Consider the following 17,938-nt stretch of genomic DNA (forward strand, 5'->3'; position numbering starts at 1 on the left):
TCCAGATGGCCAATGCCTTCTTCTCCGACCTGCTCGCCACCATCTCCGAGCGCGGCCGCACGCTGCTTCGCCGCGGGGACTCCGCCGACACCAAGCGGGATGCCGATGGGCTGATCGAGCTATGCGATGCGTTGCTGTCGGGCCGGGGCGAAGCCTCCGGCACCGCGATGGCGCGCGAGGTGCTCGACATCTACCGCGAGCTGGATGCGGCGGGACGCCGCGCCTTCTTCGAGGGACTGGTGCGCGATTTCGGCCCCGATCGGGAGCGCCTGTCCAAGGCGATCGAGCAATGGCGCGCCAAGCCGAGCGACGAGGATGCGAGCTCGTTGCACTTCGCTTCCGAGCCGCGGCGGCAGGAGCTGATCCGCCGTCTCAACCGCGCGCCGGGCGGCACCGGCGATCTCGTCAACATGCGCGCCGATTTGCTCGGCATGATGAACGGGCACACCGATCTCGCCGCGCTCGACCGCGACGTCTCGCACCTTCTCTCTTCGTGGTTCAACAGGGGGTTTCTCGTGCTGCGCAGGATCGACTGGTCGACCCCGGCCAACATCCTCGAAAAGATCATCCGCTACGAAGCCGTGCATGAGATCAGCGACTGGGACGACCTGCGGCGCCGCATCGATCCGGTCGACCGCCGCTGCTACGCCTTCTTCCATCCTGCGATGGTCGACGAACCCCTGATCTTCGTCGAGGTGGCGCTGACCGAGACGATGCCGGGCGCGATCGCGCCCTTGCTTGCGGTCGACCGCCAGCATCTGCCGATCGAGCGCGCGCGCACCGCCGTGTTCTATTCGATCTCCAACACCCAGCGCGGCCTTGGCGGCATCTCCTTCGGCAGCTTCCTGATCAAGCAGGTGGTGGAAGAGTTGCGCCGCGAACTGCCGAAGCTCGACACCTTCGTGACGCTGTCTCCGGTGCCCGGCTTCATGGCCTGGGTGAGGCAGGACAAGGAATTGCCGCTGTCGGACGAGGACCGCGAGGTGCTGAAGCGTCTCGACGAGCCCAAATGGTTCGAGAGCCCCGAGACGGCGGCGCTGCTGCGCAGCGTGCTGGAGCCCCTCGCCGCGCACTATTTCCTCAAGGCGCGCACGCCGAAGGGCCGGCTGATCGATTCCGTCGCCCGCTTCCATCTCGGCAACGGCGCAAGGCTCGAGCGCATCAACTGGTTAGGGGACCTCTCGCCGAAGGGCCTGCGCGAGTCGGCGGGCATCATGGTCAACTACCTCTACCGCCTCGACTACATCGAGAAGAACCACGAGGCCTATGCCAATGACGGCGAGGTGGTCGCGTCGAGCGCTGTGAAGAAGCTGCTGAAGAGCGAAGGACGAAGGCTGCTGGATATGCGGTTGTCGTAGGGGTCACAGCTCGCACCCGGCCGCCATTGCGAGGGGCCCTTGCGACGAAGCAATCCAGACTGCCGCCGCGGAAAGACTCTGGATTGCTTCGCTGCGCTCGCAATAACGGAATTTGTTGCCGGGCTACTCCGCCAGCGCCTTCATCTCCTTGTAGAGATCCGACTTGCCTTCGAAGCCGATGCCGGGAAGGTCGGGCATGGTGATGTGGCCGTTCTCGACACGCACACCGTCGGGGAAGCCGCCGTAGGGCTGGAACAGGTCGGGGTAGCTCTCGTTACCGCCGAGACCGAGGCCGGCGGCGATGTTGAGCGACATCTGGTGGCCGCCATGCGGGATGCAGCGGCTCGGTGACCAGCCGTGGGTCTTCAGGACTTCAAGCGTGCGCTGGTATTCGCACAGGCCATAGGACAGTGCGCAATCGAATTGCAACCAGTCGCGGTCGGGTCGCATGCCCCCGTAGCGGATGAGATTGCGGGCGTCCTGGTGGCTGAACAGGTTTTCGCCTGTCGCCATCGGGCCCGGATAGAATTCGGCGAGCGCGGCCTGCAGCGCGTAGTCGAGGGGATCGCCGGCCTCCTCATACCAGAACAGCGGATAGTCCCGCAGCATCTTGGCGTAGGCAATCGCCGTCTCCAAGTCGAAGCGGCCGTTGGCATCGACGGCGAGCTGCGCGTCCTTGCCGATCTCTTCCAGCACAGCCTCGATGCGCTTACGGTCTTCCTCGATCGGAGCGCCGCCGATCTTCATCTTCACGACGTTGTAGCCGCGATCGAGATAGCCGCGCATCTCGCCGCGCAGCATCGACAGGCCCTTGCCGGGATAGTAATAGCCGCCGGCGGCGTAGACGAAAACGCGCGGATCGGCGGTCACGCCGTGACGTTCGGCGAGCAGGCGAAACAGCGGCTTGCCCGCGATCTTCGCCACCGCATCCCACAGCGCCATGTCGATGGTGCCGACCGCGACGGAGCGCTCGCCATGTCCGCCCGGCTTCTCGTTGGCCATCATCGCCGCCCAGACCTTGTAGGGGTCGAGATTGTCGCCGGCGTCATCCAGCAACGACTTCGGATCGGCTTCGAGGATGCGCGCGGCGAAGCGCTCGCGGATCAGGCCGCCCTGCCCGTAGCGGCCGTTGGAGTTGAAGCCGTAGCCGACGACGCGCTTGCCGTCGCGCATGACATCGGTGACGACGGCGACGAGGCTCGTCGTCATCTTCGTGAAGTCGATATAGGCATTGCGGATCGGCGATGAGATCGGCTTGGTGATCTCGCGGACGTCGACGATGCGGACGGACATGGGGTTGGGCTTTCGGCGGTTATTGTCGTCATTGCGAGGAGCGAAGCGACGAAGCAATCCAGACTGCCTCGGCGGAAAGATTCTGGATTGCGTCGCTTCGCTCGCAATGACGAGGAGAGGGAGGCGCGCGCTCAGCTCAAGCTATTTCTTATCCCTGAAATACGGCTCCACGGGTCCGTGCACCTTGATGGTCAGCGGGTTGCCGTGGCGGTCCTTGGCGTTGCCCGCGGTGACGCGGACCCAGCCTTCGCTGATGCAGTACTCCTCGACATTGGTCTTCTCGATGCCCTTGAAGCGGATGCCGACGTCGCGCGCCAGAATGTCGGCGTTGTAGTAGGGGCTGTTCGGGTCGACCGACAGGCGGTCCGGAAATTCGTCGCTCATGATTGTCTCGCTCACAACAGGGTCTCGATTTGTCGCCGCAATCCTTCGGGCCGTGCGGTCGGCGCGTAGCGCGCGACCACCTTGCCGGCACGATCCACCAGGAATTTGGTGAAATTCCATTTGATGGAGGCGCCCAAGAGGCCGGATCGCTGACGTTTCAGGTACTCATAGAGAGGATGCGCATTGGCGCCGTTGACGTCGATCTTCTCGAACAGGGGAAAGGTGACGTCGTAATTGGTCGAGCAGAACTCCTGGATCTCGCTCGCCCGGCCCGGCTCCTGCGCCCCGAACTGGTTGCAGGGAAAGCCGAGCACGGAGAAGCCGCGCGGCGAGAGATCGCGGTAGAGATCCTCGAGGCCGCGATATTGCGGCGTGAAGCCGCATTTGCTCGCGGTGTTGACGATCAGCAGCACCCGCCCCTCGAAACGCCTCATCGGCACCTCCTCGCCGGCAAGCGAGTTGGCCTTGAAGTCGTAAATGGCGGTCATCGCTAGCCCACGGGATCGATCGGCGACGGCGGCACGCCGCCGGCCTCGATCGCTTCGCCCGCGAGCAGGCAGAGGTCTTCGCGGTAGCGGCCGGAGACGATGTGCACGCCGACCGGGGCCTTGCCGACGAGACCGGTGGAGACCACGAGACCCGGCAGGCCCATGAAGGGAATGGCGATCTGCGGCAGCTGCGCCTCCCAGACGCGCTTGAAGGATTCGTCATCCTTGCGGTCGAGATGATCCGGGAACGGCAGCTCGCCGGAGACCGGCGTCAGCAGCACGGCGTACTTCTCGAAGAACAACATCCATTCGCGGGTCAGCGCGGCTCTTCGGGTCAGCGCCTTGGCGTAGTTCGCCTGGTCCATCGGGGTGACCCTGGCGCGGTTGCCGCGCAGGCAGGCCAGCGCACCGGGATCGCCCTCGCGCTCGGCCATTTCGAGCTGCGCCTCATAGCCGTCGCCGAGCCAGAGCTTGATCTGCCACTCCACCGCCTCGCGCATCGGCGGCGTGTCCTCGATCACATCGACGGTCCAACCGGCGCGTTCGAGCCGCTTGCCGGCGTCGCTGACCGCGGCCTTCACCTCCGGCGTGGTGGCAAGGCCGCCCGGGTTGAGGCAGAGCGCGGCGCGCTTGTCCCGTGCGGGGCCTTCCAGCGGCGCCGGCACGAACCAGGGATCGCGGATGTCGCGGGCTGACATCGCCTCGAGCGAGATCCTGATGTCGTTGACCGTGCGCGCCAGCGGTCCCGAGACCGCCATGATCTGCGGCCCGATCGGGCGCTCCGGCAGCGCCGGATTGAAGGCGGGGATACGGCCGAGCGTCGGACGCAGGCCGTGGACGCCGCAGGCATAGGCGGGATAGCGGATCGAGCCGGCGATGTCGGTGCCATGGGCAATGTGGCCGATGCCGGCCGCGACCGCCGAGCCGGCGCCGCCGGACGAGCCGCCCGGGGTCAGCGAGGAGTCGCGGGGATTCTTGGTGTCGCCGTGGATGAGGTTGGTGGTGAACCAGCGATAGGAGAAGGCCGGGCAATTGGTGCGGCCGAGCAGAATGGCGCCCGATTTACGAAAATTGGCGACCACCGGATTGTCCTCGCGCGCGATCACGTCGCGCTGCAGCTTTAGGCCGTTGGTGGTGGCAAAGCCTTCTTGGTCGACATTGGCCTTGATGGTGACGGGCACGCCGGCGAGGACACCGGGATCCTCCCCGCGCGCGATGGCGGCATCCACGGCATCAGCCTGTTTGAGGACGTCGTCCGGCCGGTGGTCGATCACCGCGTTGAGGCGGGGATTGACGGCATCCAGGCGCGCGAGGCCGGCCTGCGCAGCCTCCCTGGCGGAAACCTTCTTGGATTTGACGAGGGTAACGAGGTCGGCGGCCGACAGGCGCCAGAGATCTTGCATGGCTTGCTCCGTGTAATCGGCGTCTTTTAGCGCCGGGAACGCGGCAAAGCCATGCGGTTTTCGCGGAGGTGAAGGGATGTCAGTGCTGCACAGGTCTAACCACGGGCACGCTGCAACCTTTCCCGCTTGCGGGAGAGGGAGCACACCTTGCGCGCCTCTAATGTCTCGTCGCGGACTGATCCGGCATGTCCAGCAGGGCCTCGGTAAAGGGAAACTCCAGCACGATTTCCCCATCATCGTCGGTCACCTCGATGACCGCCTCGAGCAGCGCCGGCTGTGCACCCTCCGACTTCACGACCTCCAGGATCATCTGACGAGCGACCTCCCAGGCGCGGTCGGGGTTGCGCAGGTCCTCGCCGTCGGGATCCACGATCAATTCGTCGCCGATACGGGTGTTGAAGAAATATCTGGGCATGCCTGATCCATGGGGTCGCCTGTAGCCGAATAGAAGCCGTTCCATACTCACAACTCGTTTATCCCGACAGGGATCACGACCTATCGGTTATTTTGCGTACGGCATTCGCTCAACTTTGCGGCCGCAATGCGCTCTCTTTGCAGTGCAGCAATTCTGCCGGCCTACTACCTAGGTCGGGAAAATTTCACTGGCGAAGTTCTCCGCCGGCATTAGTCTAACGAGCGGGCGGATACGTCCCGAATTCACGAATATGGAGAGCCGAAATGGCCTGGAAAGCCCCGAAGATCATCGAAGTGCCCTGCGGCATGGAAATCAACATGTATGTGAGCGCCACCCGCAAGTAAGCGGTTGGTGAGATTGCGCTCTGCGCAGGTGGATCTTTCGGTCCGACGTCTTTCGGTCACAATACGTTTCCGGAAGACAGGATTCGTGTCGGTCTGAGATCCACCTCGCGACGTTACCTCCAGGAGACGAATCATGCTTCGCGTCGTCGTCCTGGGCGCCGGGGCCGGCGGCGGAGTTCCGCAATGGAATTGCGGGTGCGAGGGCTGTCGGGCGGCCCGTAGCGGCGGCCACGAGCTTCAAAGGACGCAGGCCTCGGTGGCCTTCAGCGGCGACGGCGAGCACTGGTTCCTGATCAACGCCTCCCCCGACCTGCGGCAGCAATTGAATGCCACGCCACAGCTGCACCCCAAGGCGGGCGCGCTGCGTCACACGCCGATTGCAGGCGTGATCCTGACCAACGGCGAAGTGGATGCGGTGGCGGGCCTGCTCTCGATGCGCGAGAGCTCGCCGTTCACAATCTATGCGCATGAGAAAGTGCTGGCGATTCTGGACAGCAACAGCATCTTCAACGTGCTGAACGAGAAGCACGTGCGGCGTCAGCCGATCGGAATCGATGAGCCATTCGAGCCCCGTCCGCCGGATGGTGCGCGCTCCGGCCTGGAGGTGCTGCCCTTCGCAGTGCCGGGCAAGTCGGCCTGGTATCTGGAAGGCAAGGCGCATCCGGGCGGCGAGAGCGGCGAAGGCGATACGCTGGGCCTGAGGATCACCGACAAGGCCACCGGCAAGTGCTTCTACTTCATTGCGGCCTGCGCCGAGGTGACCGACGCGCTCAAGGCCGAGATCGACGGCGCGGCGCTGGTGTTCTTCGACGGCACGGTCTGGCGCGACGACGAGATGATCAAAGCCGGGCTCGGCCACAAGACCGGCAGGAGCATGGGACATGTCGCCATGTCCGGCGACGACGGCGCCATCGCGCGGCTGGCCGATCTCAATATCGACAGGAAGCTGTTTCTGCATATCAATAACTCGAATCCGGCGTTGCTGCCCGGCTCGCCCGAGCGCAAAGCCGCTGAGCAGGCGGGCTGGCAGATACCCGCGGATGGAACGGAGATCGTGCTGTGAATGCGGCGTCAATGACGGGAATGACTGCGCTCTCGATCGGCAGGGATATCAGGCTCAATTCGGCGGAGGAGCTCGAGGCGGCGCTGCGCCATATCGGAGCGACGCGCTACCACAGCCTGCATCCGTTCCATAAGCTGCTGCACGGCGGCAAGCTGAACAAGGGCCAGGTGCAGGCCTGGGCGCTCAATCGCTACTATTACCAGAGCACGATCCCGATCAAGGACGCGGTGGTGATCTCGCGCTTTCGCGACCGCGCCACGCGGCTGGAATGGCGCCACCGCATCGAGGACCATGACGGCGACGTCGGCAGCGAAGGCGGCATCGAGCGCTGGATTAAGCTGACCGAAGGGCTCGGGCTCGACACCGCTTACGTAGAATCCACCGAAGGCATCCTGCCGGCGACGCGCTTCGCGGTGGAAGCCTATGTGCACTATTGCCGCGAGAAGAGCCCGCTGGAGGCGATCGCCTCCTCGCTCACCGAGCTGTTCGCGCCGAGCATCCATGAAGAGCGTATCGCCGGCATGTTGCAGCATTACGATTTCGTCAATCCCGACATCATGAGCTACTTCAAGCGCCGCCTGACCCAGGCGCCGCGCGATGCCAATTTCGCGCTCGACTATGTCAAGACGCATGCGAGGACTCCGGAGGAGCGCGCCTCCGTCTGCAATGCGCTGATCTTCAAGACCAACGTGCTGTGGGTGCAGCTGGATGCGCTCCAGCACGCCTATGTCGAGGGCCACATTCCGCCGGGCGCGTTCGTGCCCAAAGAAAACTAGGAAGGCGAGCTGAGGGACAAGAGCAATGGCCGGGCCGCGGAACATCAGCGTCAGCGAGGCAAGCCGCCCCGTGCTGCCCCGGCATGCCAAGCTGAAATATGACGAGACGCGACAGGTCTGGGTGATCCTGGCGCCGGAACGGGTGCTGGCGCCCGACGAGATCGCAGTCGAGGTCCTGCAGCTCTGCGACGGCCAGCGCAATGTCGGCGAAGTCGCCGATCAGCTGGCCGCGAAATACGCCGCGCCGCGCGAGGCGATCCTGGCCGACATCATCGTCATGCTGCAGGACCTCGCCGACAAGGGCTTTCTCACCGAGATCAGGGAGAAGACGTCATGAGCGACGTGACCATCCCACCCAGCGACAGCCTCGCGGTGCTGGAGAAACAGCGCTCGACGGCGGAGACGTTCGGCATTCCCCTCGCCGTGCTGCTCGAGATCACCCATCGCTGCCCGCTGCAATGCCCCTATTGCTCCAATCCCGTCGAGCTCGACCGCTCGGCCAAGGAGCTGACCACGGACGAGTGGAAGAAGGTGCTGAGCGAGCTCGCCGAGATCGGCGTGCTCCAGGTGCATTTCTCCGGCGGCGAGCCGACCGCGCGCAAGGACCTGGTCGAGCTGGTGAAGCACGCCAGCGACGCCGGGCTCTATACCAATCTCATCACCTCGGCCGTGCTGCTGACGCGCGAGAAGCTCAGCGATCTCGCCGATGCCGGGCTCTGCCATGTGCAGATCTCCTTCCAGGGCATCGAGGAAGGCCTCGCCGATCGCGTCGGCGGCTACAAAGGCGGCCACCGCAAGAAGCTCGAGGTCGCAAAATGGACGCGCGAGCTCGATCTGCCGCTCACCGTGAACGCGGTGATGCATCGGCAGAACCTGCACCAGCTCCCCGAAATGATCCAGATGGCGCTCGACCTCGACGCCGACCGGCTCGAGGTCGCCAATGTGCAATATTACGGCTGGGCGCTGAAGAACCGCGCCGCCTTGATGCCGACGGTGGCGCAGCTCGATGAGTGCACGCGTATCGTCGAGGAAGCGCGCGAGCGGCTGAAGGGGCGGCTGACGATCGACTACGTCGTGCCGGACTATTACGCGCTGCGGCCGAAGAAATGCATGGGCGGCTGGGGCCGGCAGTTCTTCAACATCTCGCCGGCCGGCAAGGTGCTGCCGTGCCATGCCGCCGAGAGCATCACCGGGCTCGACTTCGAATCGGTGCGCTCCAATCATTCGATCGCCTGGATCTGGCAGAACTCGGAGGCCTTCAACCGCTATCGCGGCACCGGCTGGATGAAGGAGCCGTGCAAGTCTTGCGAATTCCGCGAGATCGACTTCGGCGGCTGCCGCTGCCAGGCCTTCGCGCTGACGGGCGATGCGGCCAATACCGATCCGGCCTGCGCGCTGTCGCCGCTGCACGAGACCATCTTCAAGCAGGCGGAAGCCGAGGCCGAAGGCGAGACCAGCCGTTTCCTGTATCGCAATTTCGCCGGCGGCACCCTGGAATCCGAGAACGATGCCTGACGCGGACGCGGCCAGCTCGGTCAGGCGCGCCGATCCGTTTGCGCCGCTGACCTCGGACATGCTCGATGTCGGCGACGGCCATGAGCTCTATGTCGAGAGTGTCGGCCGCGCCGACGGAATTCCTGCGGTCTATCTGCATGGCGGGCCCGGCAGCGGCTGCCAGCCCGATCATCGCCGGCTGTTCGACCCCGATCGTTTCTGCGCCGTATTGTTCGACCAGCGCGGCTGCGGCCGCAGCCGGCCAAAGGGATCGCGCGAGCACAACACCATTGCGCATCTGATCGCGGACATGGAGAAGATCCGCGAAAAGTTCGGCATCACACGCTGGATGGTGGTCGGCGGGTCCTGGGGCGCGACGCTGGCGCTCGCCTACGCCGAGGCGCATCCGGAGCGCGTCTCGGGCATTGCGCTGCGCGCGACGTTTCTCGGCACGCGGGCCGAGGTCGAGACGGCCTTCACGGTGCGCCTGTCCCAGTTTCATCCCGCGCTCTACGAGGATTTCCTGAGCGTGCTGACGCCCGAGGAGCGCGACCAACCGGTGGGTGCCTATTGGCGCCGTATCCTCGATGCCGACCCTGCCGTGCATGGCCCGGCGGCGAAGGCCTGGCACGACACCGAGCGCACCTTGTCCGAGCACAAGCCCGCACGGACGCGGCTCGACCTCGCCGCGCTGAACGTCTGGCGCACATTGCCGGGGACCCCGTTCATGGAAGCGCATTATTTCATTAGCGACAGCTTCATGACCGCCGACCAGCTGCTGCAGAATGCGGGGAGACTTGCCGGCATTCCCGGCATCATCGTGCAGGGTCGATATGACCTGCTGTGTCCTCCCGCGACATCCCAGGCCCTTGCGAAAGTCTGGCCCGGTTCCGAGCTTCGCATCGTGGAAGAAGCCGGCCATTCGCTCTATGATGGCGGCGTGAGGGACGCGGTCATGAAGTCGATCGCAGACCTCGCGTCGAAGATCGGGCGATGAGAGGACAAGAAGAATGCCGCTCGCCGGAAAGGGCATGCTGCTAACGTCGATGAATGTCGATGCAGCCGACGAGGCCGATTTCAACCGCTGGTACGATCGCGAGCATCTGGAAGAGCGCATCGCGATCGAGGGTTTCCTCGAAGCGCGGCGCTATGTCGCGCATGCCGCCAATCCCAAATATCTCTCGTTGTATTCGACCGCGGCGCTCGACGTGCTCGACAGCCCTGCCTACCGGGCGCGGCTTGCGAATCCGACCGACTGGTCGCGGCAGACCATGGCGCGTTTCAAGGACATGCTGCGCGTCGTCGCCCGCATCACCATCAGCAAGGGCACCGGACGCGGCGCTGCGCTCGGCCTGGTGCGGCTGCGGCCGACGCCCGGCAACGCCGGCGCGTGGCGTGATGCACTGCAAGAGAAGCTGGCGCCGGATCAGTACGACGGCATCATCTCCATGCATCTGCTCGAAAGCGAGCCGGAATTGTCGGGCGCAACGGCGGGAATTCCGGCGACGCGCAACGAGGGCGCACGCGACTGGTTCGTGCTGATCGACGGCACGCATGTCGGCGCGGTCTCCGCCGTCATCGCCGAGCGCTTCACAGGTCCCGCGGCGGCGCCCTTCCCGCTTCCGATCTCGGTCGGCACCTACTGCCTCATGTGGGACCTCGCGAAAAGCGATATCGCGCGCGGCTGAACCAGCATCCGCATCGCAACATGTTGCACCGCACGCGCATCGCGTGCGGTCATGAATGCCATGCGCACGTGGCTCCCATGAAAGCGAGGACCTGCGCAAATTTGTCGTTGTACTTCGGAACGGTTCTAATAAGCTAACCCAATGACGTCATTCAGAAACCAGATCGAGACGCGTTAAGCGTCCGCCAAGCTCAAACAAAAAAGGCCGCGGGGTCTTTGAGCCTGCGCGGACAGGGTAGGAATGAAACCGACCGATATTGCGGCCCCCGACTACTTTCACAAAGTGGTCGATTGCCAATGGGCCTGTCCTGCGCACACCCCGGTTCCCGAATACATCCGACTGATCGCCCAAGGCCGCTACAGCGACGCCTATATGATCAATTGGAAGTCGAACGTGTTTCCCGGAATTCTGGGACGCACCTGCGACCGTCCCTGCGAGCCGGCATGCCGGCGCGGACGCGTCGAGGAGACTCCGGTGGCGATCTGCCGCCTCAAGCGCGTCGCCGCGGACTTCAAGGACGACATCAAACAAAGACTGCCAAGGCCTGCGCCGAAAAACGGCAAGCGTATTGCGCTGGTCGGCGGTGGCCCCGCGTCGTTGACGGTGGCGCGCGACCTCGCGCCGCTCGGCTATCACTGCACCGTGTTCGACGCCGACCCGGAAGCCGGCGGCATGATGCGCACGCAGATCCCGAAATTCCGCCTGCCCAATTCGGTGATCGACGAGGAGACCGGCTACATCCTGGGCCTCGGCGTCGACTTCAAGGGCGGCCATCGCATCGAGAGCATGAAGTCGCTGCTGGCGGAGAAATACGACGCGATCTTCGTCGGCTCCGGCGCGCCGCGCGGCCGCGAGCTCGATATTCCCGGCCGGAAAGAGGCCGCCGCCAACATCCATATCGGCATCGAGTGGCTGGCCAACGTGTCGTTCGGACATGTCGACAAGATCGGCAAGCGCGTGATCGTGCTCGGCGGCGGCAACACCGCGATGGATTGCTGCCGCACCGCCCGCCGGCTCGGCGGCGAGAAAGTCACAGTGATCGTGCGCTCCGGCTTCGACGAGATGAAGGCCTCGCCCTGGGAGAAGGAGGACGCGATCCACGAGGATATCCCGATCCTCAACTACATGGTCCCGGTGGCATTCAAGCATGTCGCCGGCAAGCTGATCGGCGTCACCTTCCAGCACGTCAAAGCCGAATACGACGCCAAAGGCCGCCGCAATCTGGTGCCTTCGGGCGATCCCGATCAGACCATTCCCTGCGACGACGTGCTGGTCGCGGTCGGCCAGGAGAATGCCTTCCCCTGGATCGAGCAGGATTGCGGCATCGAGTTCGACAAATGGCACATGCCGAAGGTCGATCCGAAGACCTTCGCCTCGACCAATCCAAAGGTGTTTTTCGGAGGCGACGCCGCGTTCGGCCCCAAAAACATCATCTGGGCGGTCGCGCATGGTCATGACGCCGCGCTGTCGATCCACAAGATGCTGTCGGGTGAGGATATCAGCGAGCGCCCGCTGCCGGAGGTGCAAATCTCCTCGCAGAAGATGGGCATCCACGAATGGAGCTATGACAACGACATCTCGCCTGACAAGCGCTACAAGGTGCCGCATCGCGACAAGGTCGTCGCGCTCAAGGACATCCGCGCCGAGGTCGAGCTCGGCTACGACGTCAAGCTCGCGCTGGGCGAAGCGCATCGCTGCCTGAACTGCGACGTGCAGACCGTGTTCTCGACCTCGCTCTGCATCGAGTGCGATGCCTGCGTCGACATCTGCCCGATGGATTGCATCACCTTTACGGGCAACGGCGAGGAAGGCGACCTGCGCCAGCGCCTGAAGGCGCCTTCACTGCATCCGGACCAGGACCTCTACGTGTCCAGCGATCTCAAGACCGGGCGGGTGATGGTCAAGGACGAGGACGTCTGCCTGCATTGCGGGCTGTGCGCCGAGCGTTGTCCCACCGGCGCCTGGGACATGCAGAAATATTTGATCGAGATGACCCACGCAGGTTCGACATGTCCGACAAAAAGCCGATCAGCAGCGTAAACGACTTCGTCGTCCGCTTCGCCAACGTCAACGGCTCGGGCTCGGCCAGCGCCAACGAGATGTTCGCGCGCGCGATCCTACGCCACGGCGTGCCGGTGTCCCCGCGCAACATCTTCCCCTCGAACATCCAGGGCCTGCCGACCTGGTACGAGGTGCGGGTGACGGAAGACGGCCACCTCGGCGCCCGCGGCGGCGTCGACATGATGGTGGCGATGAATCCGCAGACCTGGGACAAGGACGTCGCCGGCATCGAGCCCGGCGGCTATCTGTTCTACGATTCCACCAAGCCGATGCCGTCGACCAGATTCCGCGACGACATCACCGTGATCGGCGTGCCGCTGACCGCGATCACCAACTCGACCTACACCGATCCGCGCCAGCGCCAGCTGTTCAAGAACATCATCTATCTCGGCAGCCTCAGTGCGCTGCTCGACATGGACCCGAAGCTGATCGAGCAGCTGATCGGGGAGCAGTACAAGGGCAAGGAGAAATTACTCTCCTCCAACGTCCACGCGCTGCATCTCGGCCGCGACTGGGCGCTGCAGAACCTGAAATGCCCGATCGGGCTCAGGGTGAAGAAGTCCGACAAGGTCGGTGACCGCATCTTCATCGAAGGCAACAGCGCCGCCGCGCTCGGCGCGGTCTATGGCGGCGCCACCGTGTGCGCGTGGTATCCGATCACGCCGTCATCGTCGGTGGCGGAGGCTTTCACCGCCCATTGCAAGAAGTACCGGCACGATCCGGAGACCGGCAAGGCGAAATACGCGATCGTGCAGGGCGAGGACGAGCTCGCCTCGATCGGCATCGTGATCGGCGCGTCCTGGAACGGCGCCCGCGCCTTCACCGCGACCTCCGGCCCCGGCATCTCCCTGATGACGGAGTTCATCGGCCTCTCATATTTCGCCGAGATCCCGGCCGTGATCATGAACATCCAGCGTGCCGGCCCCTCTACGGGCATGCCGACCCGCACCCAGCAATGCGACATCATCGCCTGCGCCTATGCCTCGCATGGCGACACCAAGCATGTGCTGCTGTTTCCGGAAGATCCCGCCGAAGCGTTCGAGTTCGCGGCCGCCGCCTTCGATCTCGCCGAGCGGCTCCAGACCACCATCTTCCTGATGCTCGATCTCGACATCGGCATGAACCACCGGCTCTCCCGTCCGCTGAAATGGGACGACGCCCGGCAGTACGACCGCGGCAAGATCATGACCGCGGAGATGCTTGAAGAGGGTCGCGACTTCGGCCGCTATCTCGACGTCGACGGCGACGGCATTCCCTACCGCACCTATCCCGGCACGCATCCGACCAAGGGCTCCTATTTCACCCGCGGCACCTCGCGTGATCGCTATGCGCGATACTCCGAGGAAGGCACGGTCTACGCCGACAACATGCAGCGCCTCGTTCGCAAGTTCGAGACGGCGCAGGACCTCGTACCGCGGCCGCTGCAGGCCAATGCGGAGCGTCCGACCAAGTATGGCGTGATCTATTTCGGCTCGACCTCGCCGGCGATGGACGAGGCGATCGGGTTGCTCGAGGCGCGCGGGCATCAGCTGGACCGCCTGCGCATCCGCGCCTTTCCGTTCCACTCGAGCGTGGCGAGCTTCCTCGCCGAGCACGACTTCGTCTACGTCGTCGAGCAGAACCGCGACAGCCAGCTGCGCCAGCTCATCGTCAACGAGAACGGCATAGATCCCGTCCGCCTCGTGCCCATCGTGCATTACGACGGCACGCCGATCACCGCCCGCTTCATCGCAAAAGCCATTGGCGACCACCAGGATCACCTCAAGGTGACCCCGCTCCGCAAGGCCGTGTCATGACCTATATCGCAAAGCCGAAATTCCACCATCCGGGCCTGAAGAAGAACGAGCTCGGCTACACCCACCGCGACTACGAGGGCAAGATCTCGACGCTGTGCGCGGGCTGCGGCCACGATTCGATCACGGCCTCGATCATCGAGGCCTGCTACGAGCTCTCGATCGAGCCGCACCGGGTGGCAAAGATCTCCGGCATCGGCTGCTCGTCGAAGACGCCGGACTATTTCCTCGGCAATTCGCACGGCTTCAATTCCGTGCACGGCCGCATGCCATCCGTGCTGACAGGCGCCAACCTCGCCAACCGCGACCTGATCTATCTCGGCGTCTCCGGCGACGGCGATTCCGCCTCGATCGGCTTCGGCCAGTTCGCGCATTCGATCCGGCGCGGCGTCAACATGACCTATATCGTCGAGAACAACGGCGTTTACGGCCTGACCAAGGGCCAGTTCTCGGCCACCGCCGACCGCGGCTCGAAGAGCAAGAAGGGTGTCACCAATACCGACAACGCGATCGACCTCGTCGCCATCGCGCTGCAGCTCGGGGCCACCTTCGTGGCGCGCTCGTTCTCCGGCGACAAGGGCCAGCTGGTGCCGCTGATCGCCGCCGCGATCGGCCACAAGGGCGCGTCCTTCATCGACGTCATCAGCCCCTGCATCGCCTTCAACAACCACGCCGGCTCGACCAAGAGCTTCGACTATGTCCGCGAGCACAACGACGCGGTGAACCGGCTCGACGTGCTGGTCGGCCGCGATCCGATCGCGGTCGATTACGCGCCGGGCACGGTGCAGGTGGTCGAGCAGCACGACGGCAGCAAGATCGCGCTGCGCAAGATCGACGCCGACTACGATCCGCATGACCGTCTGGGGGCGATGACCTTCCTGCAGAAGCATGCCGCCAAGGGCCAGATCGTCACCGGCCTGCTCTATGTCGATCCCGACGCCGAAGACCTGCACGAGCATCTCAACACGGTCGAGACGCCGCTCAACACCCTGGAGGCGGACACGCTGTGCCCGGGCTCGGCAGTGCTGGACAAGATCAACGCCAGCCTGAGGTGATCATCGGCGCCGGACCGTACCTGGCTGCCTGACTCGGACGGTGATCTTGTCGGACACGACGGGCGGTTCGAACGGATAGTGCTTCGCATCGCCGAGCACCAGCTGCAGCGTGTGCGTGCCGGGCGGAAGCTCGAGAAAAGTCTCGGTTTGTCCTGCTCCGAAATGCAGATGGGACTTGTCCTGCGGGATCGGCTCCTTGGGATCGATGGTGTCCTTGACGTCGACCAGCAAATGATGATGACCAGCGTTCTGGTAGTCATCGCCGGCATGCGTCACGCCCATGTTGCGCAGGCCGAACCGGACCCAGAACCCACCACGAATCTTCTGCCCGTCCTGCGGGGTGATGAAATAGAGTTTTGCGTCTTTGGGCGCGGCCTTGCCCTGAGAGTAGGCAGCGCCCGGCAGAAATGCGAGCGCCGCCGCCAGCGCGGCGCAGCAAATGACTTTCATCAAACCTACTCCAGCTCCAAGCGCGATGCGATCAGGATGATCGTCATCGCGCCTTCCGTTGTTGTTTGAGCATGATCCTTTCGGAAAACCGCTGCGCGCTTTTCCGGATCATGCTTTAGGGACTGAGCGCGACACGGAATCCGTGCGTGGGGTAACGGACATTGGTATCATAGCCATCGCGGTTGGACGGCCGCACGTATCTCGAATCGTTCTTCCAGGAGCCCGAGCGCAGGACGTGCGATGAGCAGTCGCCGCTCGTCCATGCCGAACCGTCGACCGGCGCTCCCTGAAAGTTCTTGTGCCAGCAGTCCTCGACCCACTGGTCGATGCCGCCGCCCATGTCGTGGAGACCGAACGGATTGGGCTTGAAGCTGCCCACCTTCGCCGGCTGCTCGGCCGCGAGGTCGCCGCAATCCTTGCATCCGGCCATGCCCGGCTGAAGCTTGTCGCCCCACCAATACTTGGTTTGCGTTCCGCCGCGGGCCGCGTATTCCCATTCGGCCTCGCTTGGAAGCCGGTACTGCTTTTTCGTCGCCTGCGACAGAAAGGCGGCATATTGCTGCGCGTCAGTCCAGCTCACGTTGCTGACCGGCGCATCGTCCTTGCCCGTTGCGGTGAAACCACACGCGCCCGCAGCCGCGCATTCGTTCCACTCCCGCACCGTCACCGGATATTTTCCGATCGAGAACGGCTTGACCGTGACTTGGTGGACGGGACGCTCGGTCGGATCATCATTGCTTCCCATCGCGAAACTGCCGCCGCGAATCGCGATCATTTCCGGCTCGCGTACCGGCGTCGAGGACGCGCTTGGCGCCGGTGCGGGCGCTGAAGGCGCCGAAGCCAATGAGGGAGACGGTTGCGGCGCCTGCGTCGCCGCATCGCGCGGCGGCACTGGCGGGACCGGAGATGGAGCAGGAGAAGCGGCCGGCGTTGCGATCTGCTCGCCCACCCTGCCCTGAGGCTGTGCCAGCATATACCAGAGCGCGCCGGCGGCCATGACGAGCAGCGTGAGGCCCAGGAGAAAGATCAGCGTGTTCTCGCGCCGGCTTCTTGTCTTGCCGACGGCATCGGCATCCGGGAGCACGCGATAGACGCGCACGGGATCGGTGATGTTCTTGACCTTGCGGTCTCCGAGCGACTCATAGCCGCACACGACCTTGTGCTTGATCTGTTCGTAGATCGCACCGGAGATGTAGACCTGCCCCGGTTCCGCGATGCCCTCGATGCGCGTGGCGATGTTGACGCCGTCGCCATAGATGTCGTCCGGCTCGACGATGACATCGCCGAGATTGACGCCGATCCGATATTCGAGCCGGGAATGCTTGGGAAGCGACGCATTCCGACCGATGAGATTCTGCTGGATGACGATGCTGCATCGGACAGCCTCCACGGGACTGTCGAAGATGGCGATGAAGCCGTCGCCGGTCGTCTTCACCAGGCTTCCATGGTGCTCGATGATGCTGGGCTGGATCAGATCCCGCTCGATCCGCTTGACGCGAACATGCGTGCCTTCCTCGTCGGCCTGCATCAACCGACTGTAGGAGGCGATGTCACCGACGATGATCGCGGCGAGTCGACGAGGCACTCCGCTGTGGGGCGGCGGCTCATCCTGATTTCCGGATCTGAAGTTGCGAATTTCGCCCATGCGGGGGACTCCAGAAACTTGCAAAGCAGCCCCAGCTTACGACTGCCAAACGCGGCCGTCTGTGAAAGCTATCACATTGACGAACCGAGACAATGTCGCAGCGATCGCCGGCGTCGGGTTCCGAAGAGCCAGGCAGCTGCGCCCATTGAACCTTCTTGATCGCAGCAGTGACTAAGGCCCGGCCAGTGGCCACCGGCCTTGATCCCTGCGCGATGCTCACGCGAATGA

General features: G+C 64.2%; 18 protein-coding genes. 11 read left to right on the forward strand and 7 right to left on the reverse strand.

Annotated elements, in window-relative coordinates; all coding sequences use genetic code 11:
* Positions 1 to 5: 5 nt before the first annotated feature.
* Positions 6 to 1,358 carry a malonyl-CoA decarboxylase gene (locus tag ABIG06_RS04310; protein WP_424578077.1) on the forward strand — a complete coding sequence of 451 codons (1,353 nt, stop codon included), beginning with the start codon at positions 6 to 8 and terminating at the stop codon, positions 1,356 to 1,358.
* A 123-nt stretch (positions 1,359 to 1,481) separates the two neighbouring features.
* Here ABIG06_RS04310 and tarD read toward each other — a convergent pair whose 3' ends face one another.
* The 5 genes from tarD to ABIG06_RS04335 all read right to left on the reverse strand — a co-directional run bounded on the left by tarD (position 1,482) and on the right by ABIG06_RS04335 (position 5,341).
* Positions 1,482 to 2,651: a D(-)-tartrate dehydratase gene (tarD, locus tag ABIG06_RS04315; protein ID WP_370134503.1), complete on the reverse strand. Its 1,170-nt coding sequence runs from the start codon at positions 2,649 to 2,651 to the stop codon at positions 1,482 to 1,484.
* Positions 2,652 to 2,792: 141 nt separating this feature from the next.
* Positions 2,793 to 3,035: a DUF3297 family protein gene (locus ABIG06_RS04320; RefSeq protein ID WP_029674077.1), complete on the reverse strand. Its 243-nt coding sequence runs from the start codon at positions 3,033 to 3,035 to the stop codon at positions 2,793 to 2,795.
* An 11-nt stretch (positions 3,036 to 3,046) separates the two neighbouring features.
* On the reverse strand, positions 3,047 to 3,523 hold the full coding sequence (locus tag ABIG06_RS04325) for a glutathione peroxidase (RefSeq protein ID WP_370134505.1): 477 nt from the start codon (positions 3,521 to 3,523) through the stop codon (positions 3,047 to 3,049).
* A 2-nt stretch (positions 3,524 to 3,525) separates the two neighbouring features.
* Positions 3,526 to 4,926, reverse strand: coding sequence for an amidase family protein (locus ABIG06_RS04330; protein ID WP_124162552.1), 1,401 nt, complete (start codon positions 4,924 to 4,926; stop codon positions 3,526 to 3,528).
* Between the two features lie 157 nt (positions 4,927 to 5,083).
* Entirely contained in the window at positions 5,084 to 5,341 is a 258-nt protein-coding gene (locus ABIG06_RS04335) for a DUF6894 family protein (protein ID WP_124162551.1), read from the reverse strand.
* Between the two features lie 263 nt (positions 5,342 to 5,604).
* Here ABIG06_RS04335 and pqqA point away from each other — a divergent pair, with 263 nt between their 5' ends.
* From pqqA to ABIG06_RS04385, 10 genes are all read left to right on the forward strand, one after another.
* Positions 5,605 to 5,685 carry a pyrroloquinoline quinone precursor peptide PqqA gene (gene pqqA, locus ABIG06_RS04340; protein ID WP_124162599.1) on the forward strand — a complete coding sequence of 27 codons (81 nt, stop codon included), beginning with the start codon at positions 5,605 to 5,607 and terminating at the stop codon, positions 5,683 to 5,685.
* Positions 5,686 to 5,818: 133 nt separating this feature from the next.
* Positions 5,819 to 6,748, forward strand: a complete 930-nt coding sequence (pqqB, locus tag ABIG06_RS04345) for a pyrroloquinoline quinone biosynthesis protein PqqB (protein ID WP_370134507.1) — start codon at positions 5,819 to 5,821, stop codon at positions 6,746 to 6,748.
* 20 nt (positions 6,749 to 6,768) lie between these two features.
* Positions 6,769 to 7,524 (forward strand): pyrroloquinoline-quinone synthase PqqC, encoded by a 756-nt coding sequence (gene pqqC / locus ABIG06_RS04350; protein WP_370140784.1) that lies wholly within the window; start codon positions 6,769 to 6,771, stop codon positions 7,522 to 7,524.
* A 25-nt stretch (positions 7,525 to 7,549) separates the two neighbouring features.
* Entirely contained in the window at positions 7,550 to 7,861 is a 312-nt protein-coding gene (pqqD, locus tag ABIG06_RS04355) for a pyrroloquinoline quinone biosynthesis peptide chaperone PqqD (protein ID WP_370134509.1), read from the forward strand.
* Positions 7,858 to 9,039 (forward strand): pyrroloquinoline quinone biosynthesis protein PqqE, encoded by a 1,182-nt coding sequence (gene pqqE / locus ABIG06_RS04360; protein ID WP_370134511.1) that lies wholly within the window; start codon positions 7,858 to 7,860, stop codon positions 9,037 to 9,039. The genes pqqD and pqqE overlap by 4 nt, the downstream gene beginning before the upstream one ends.
* On the forward strand, positions 9,032 to 10,015 hold the full coding sequence (pip, locus tag ABIG06_RS04365; protein ID WP_370134513.1) for a prolyl aminopeptidase: 984 nt from the start codon (positions 9,032 to 9,034) through the stop codon (positions 10,013 to 10,015). The genes pqqE and pip overlap by 8 nt, the downstream gene beginning before the upstream one ends.
* 13 nt (positions 10,016 to 10,028) lie before the next feature.
* Positions 10,029 to 10,706, forward strand: coding sequence for a hypothetical protein (locus tag ABIG06_RS04370; protein WP_370134515.1), 678 nt, complete (start codon positions 10,029 to 10,031; stop codon positions 10,704 to 10,706).
* 240 nt (positions 10,707 to 10,946) lie between these two features.
* Positions 10,947 to 12,746, forward strand: coding sequence for an FAD-dependent oxidoreductase (locus ABIG06_RS04375; RefSeq protein WP_370134518.1), 1,800 nt, complete (start codon positions 10,947 to 10,949; stop codon positions 12,744 to 12,746).
* Positions 12,716 to 14,563 (forward strand): 2-oxoacid:acceptor oxidoreductase subunit alpha, encoded by a 1,848-nt coding sequence (locus ABIG06_RS04380; RefSeq protein ID WP_370134521.1) that lies wholly within the window; start codon positions 12,716 to 12,718, stop codon positions 14,561 to 14,563. Before ABIG06_RS04375 ends, ABIG06_RS04380 begins: the two co-directional genes overlap by 31 nt.
* On the forward strand, positions 14,560 to 15,615 hold the full coding sequence (locus ABIG06_RS04385) for a 2-oxoacid:ferredoxin oxidoreductase subunit beta (RefSeq protein ID WP_370134523.1): 1,056 nt from the start codon (positions 14,560 to 14,562) through the stop codon (positions 15,613 to 15,615). The genes ABIG06_RS04380 and ABIG06_RS04385 overlap by 4 nt, the downstream gene beginning before the upstream one ends.
* Here ABIG06_RS04385 and ABIG06_RS04390 read toward each other — a convergent pair whose 3' ends face one another.
* Together ABIG06_RS04390 and ABIG06_RS04395 are read right to left on the reverse strand one after the other, a co-directional pair.
* Positions 15,616 to 16,065, reverse strand: coding sequence for a DUF4399 domain-containing protein (locus tag ABIG06_RS04390; protein ID WP_124162598.1), 450 nt, complete (start codon positions 16,063 to 16,065; stop codon positions 15,616 to 15,618).
* A gap of 115 nt (positions 16,066 to 16,180) precedes the next feature.
* Positions 16,181 to 17,710 carry an SUMF1/EgtB/PvdO family nonheme iron enzyme gene (locus ABIG06_RS04395; protein ID WP_370134525.1) on the reverse strand — a complete coding sequence of 510 codons (1,530 nt, stop codon included), beginning with the start codon at positions 17,708 to 17,710 and terminating at the stop codon, positions 16,181 to 16,183.
* Between the last annotated feature and the right edge of the window lie 228 nt (positions 17,711 to 17,938).

It is taken from the genome of Bradyrhizobium sp. USDA 326 (genome assembly GCF_049739485.1).
In the GTDB taxonomy this organism is placed as follows: domain Bacteria; phylum Pseudomonadota; class Alphaproteobacteria; order Rhizobiales; family Xanthobacteraceae; genus Bradyrhizobium.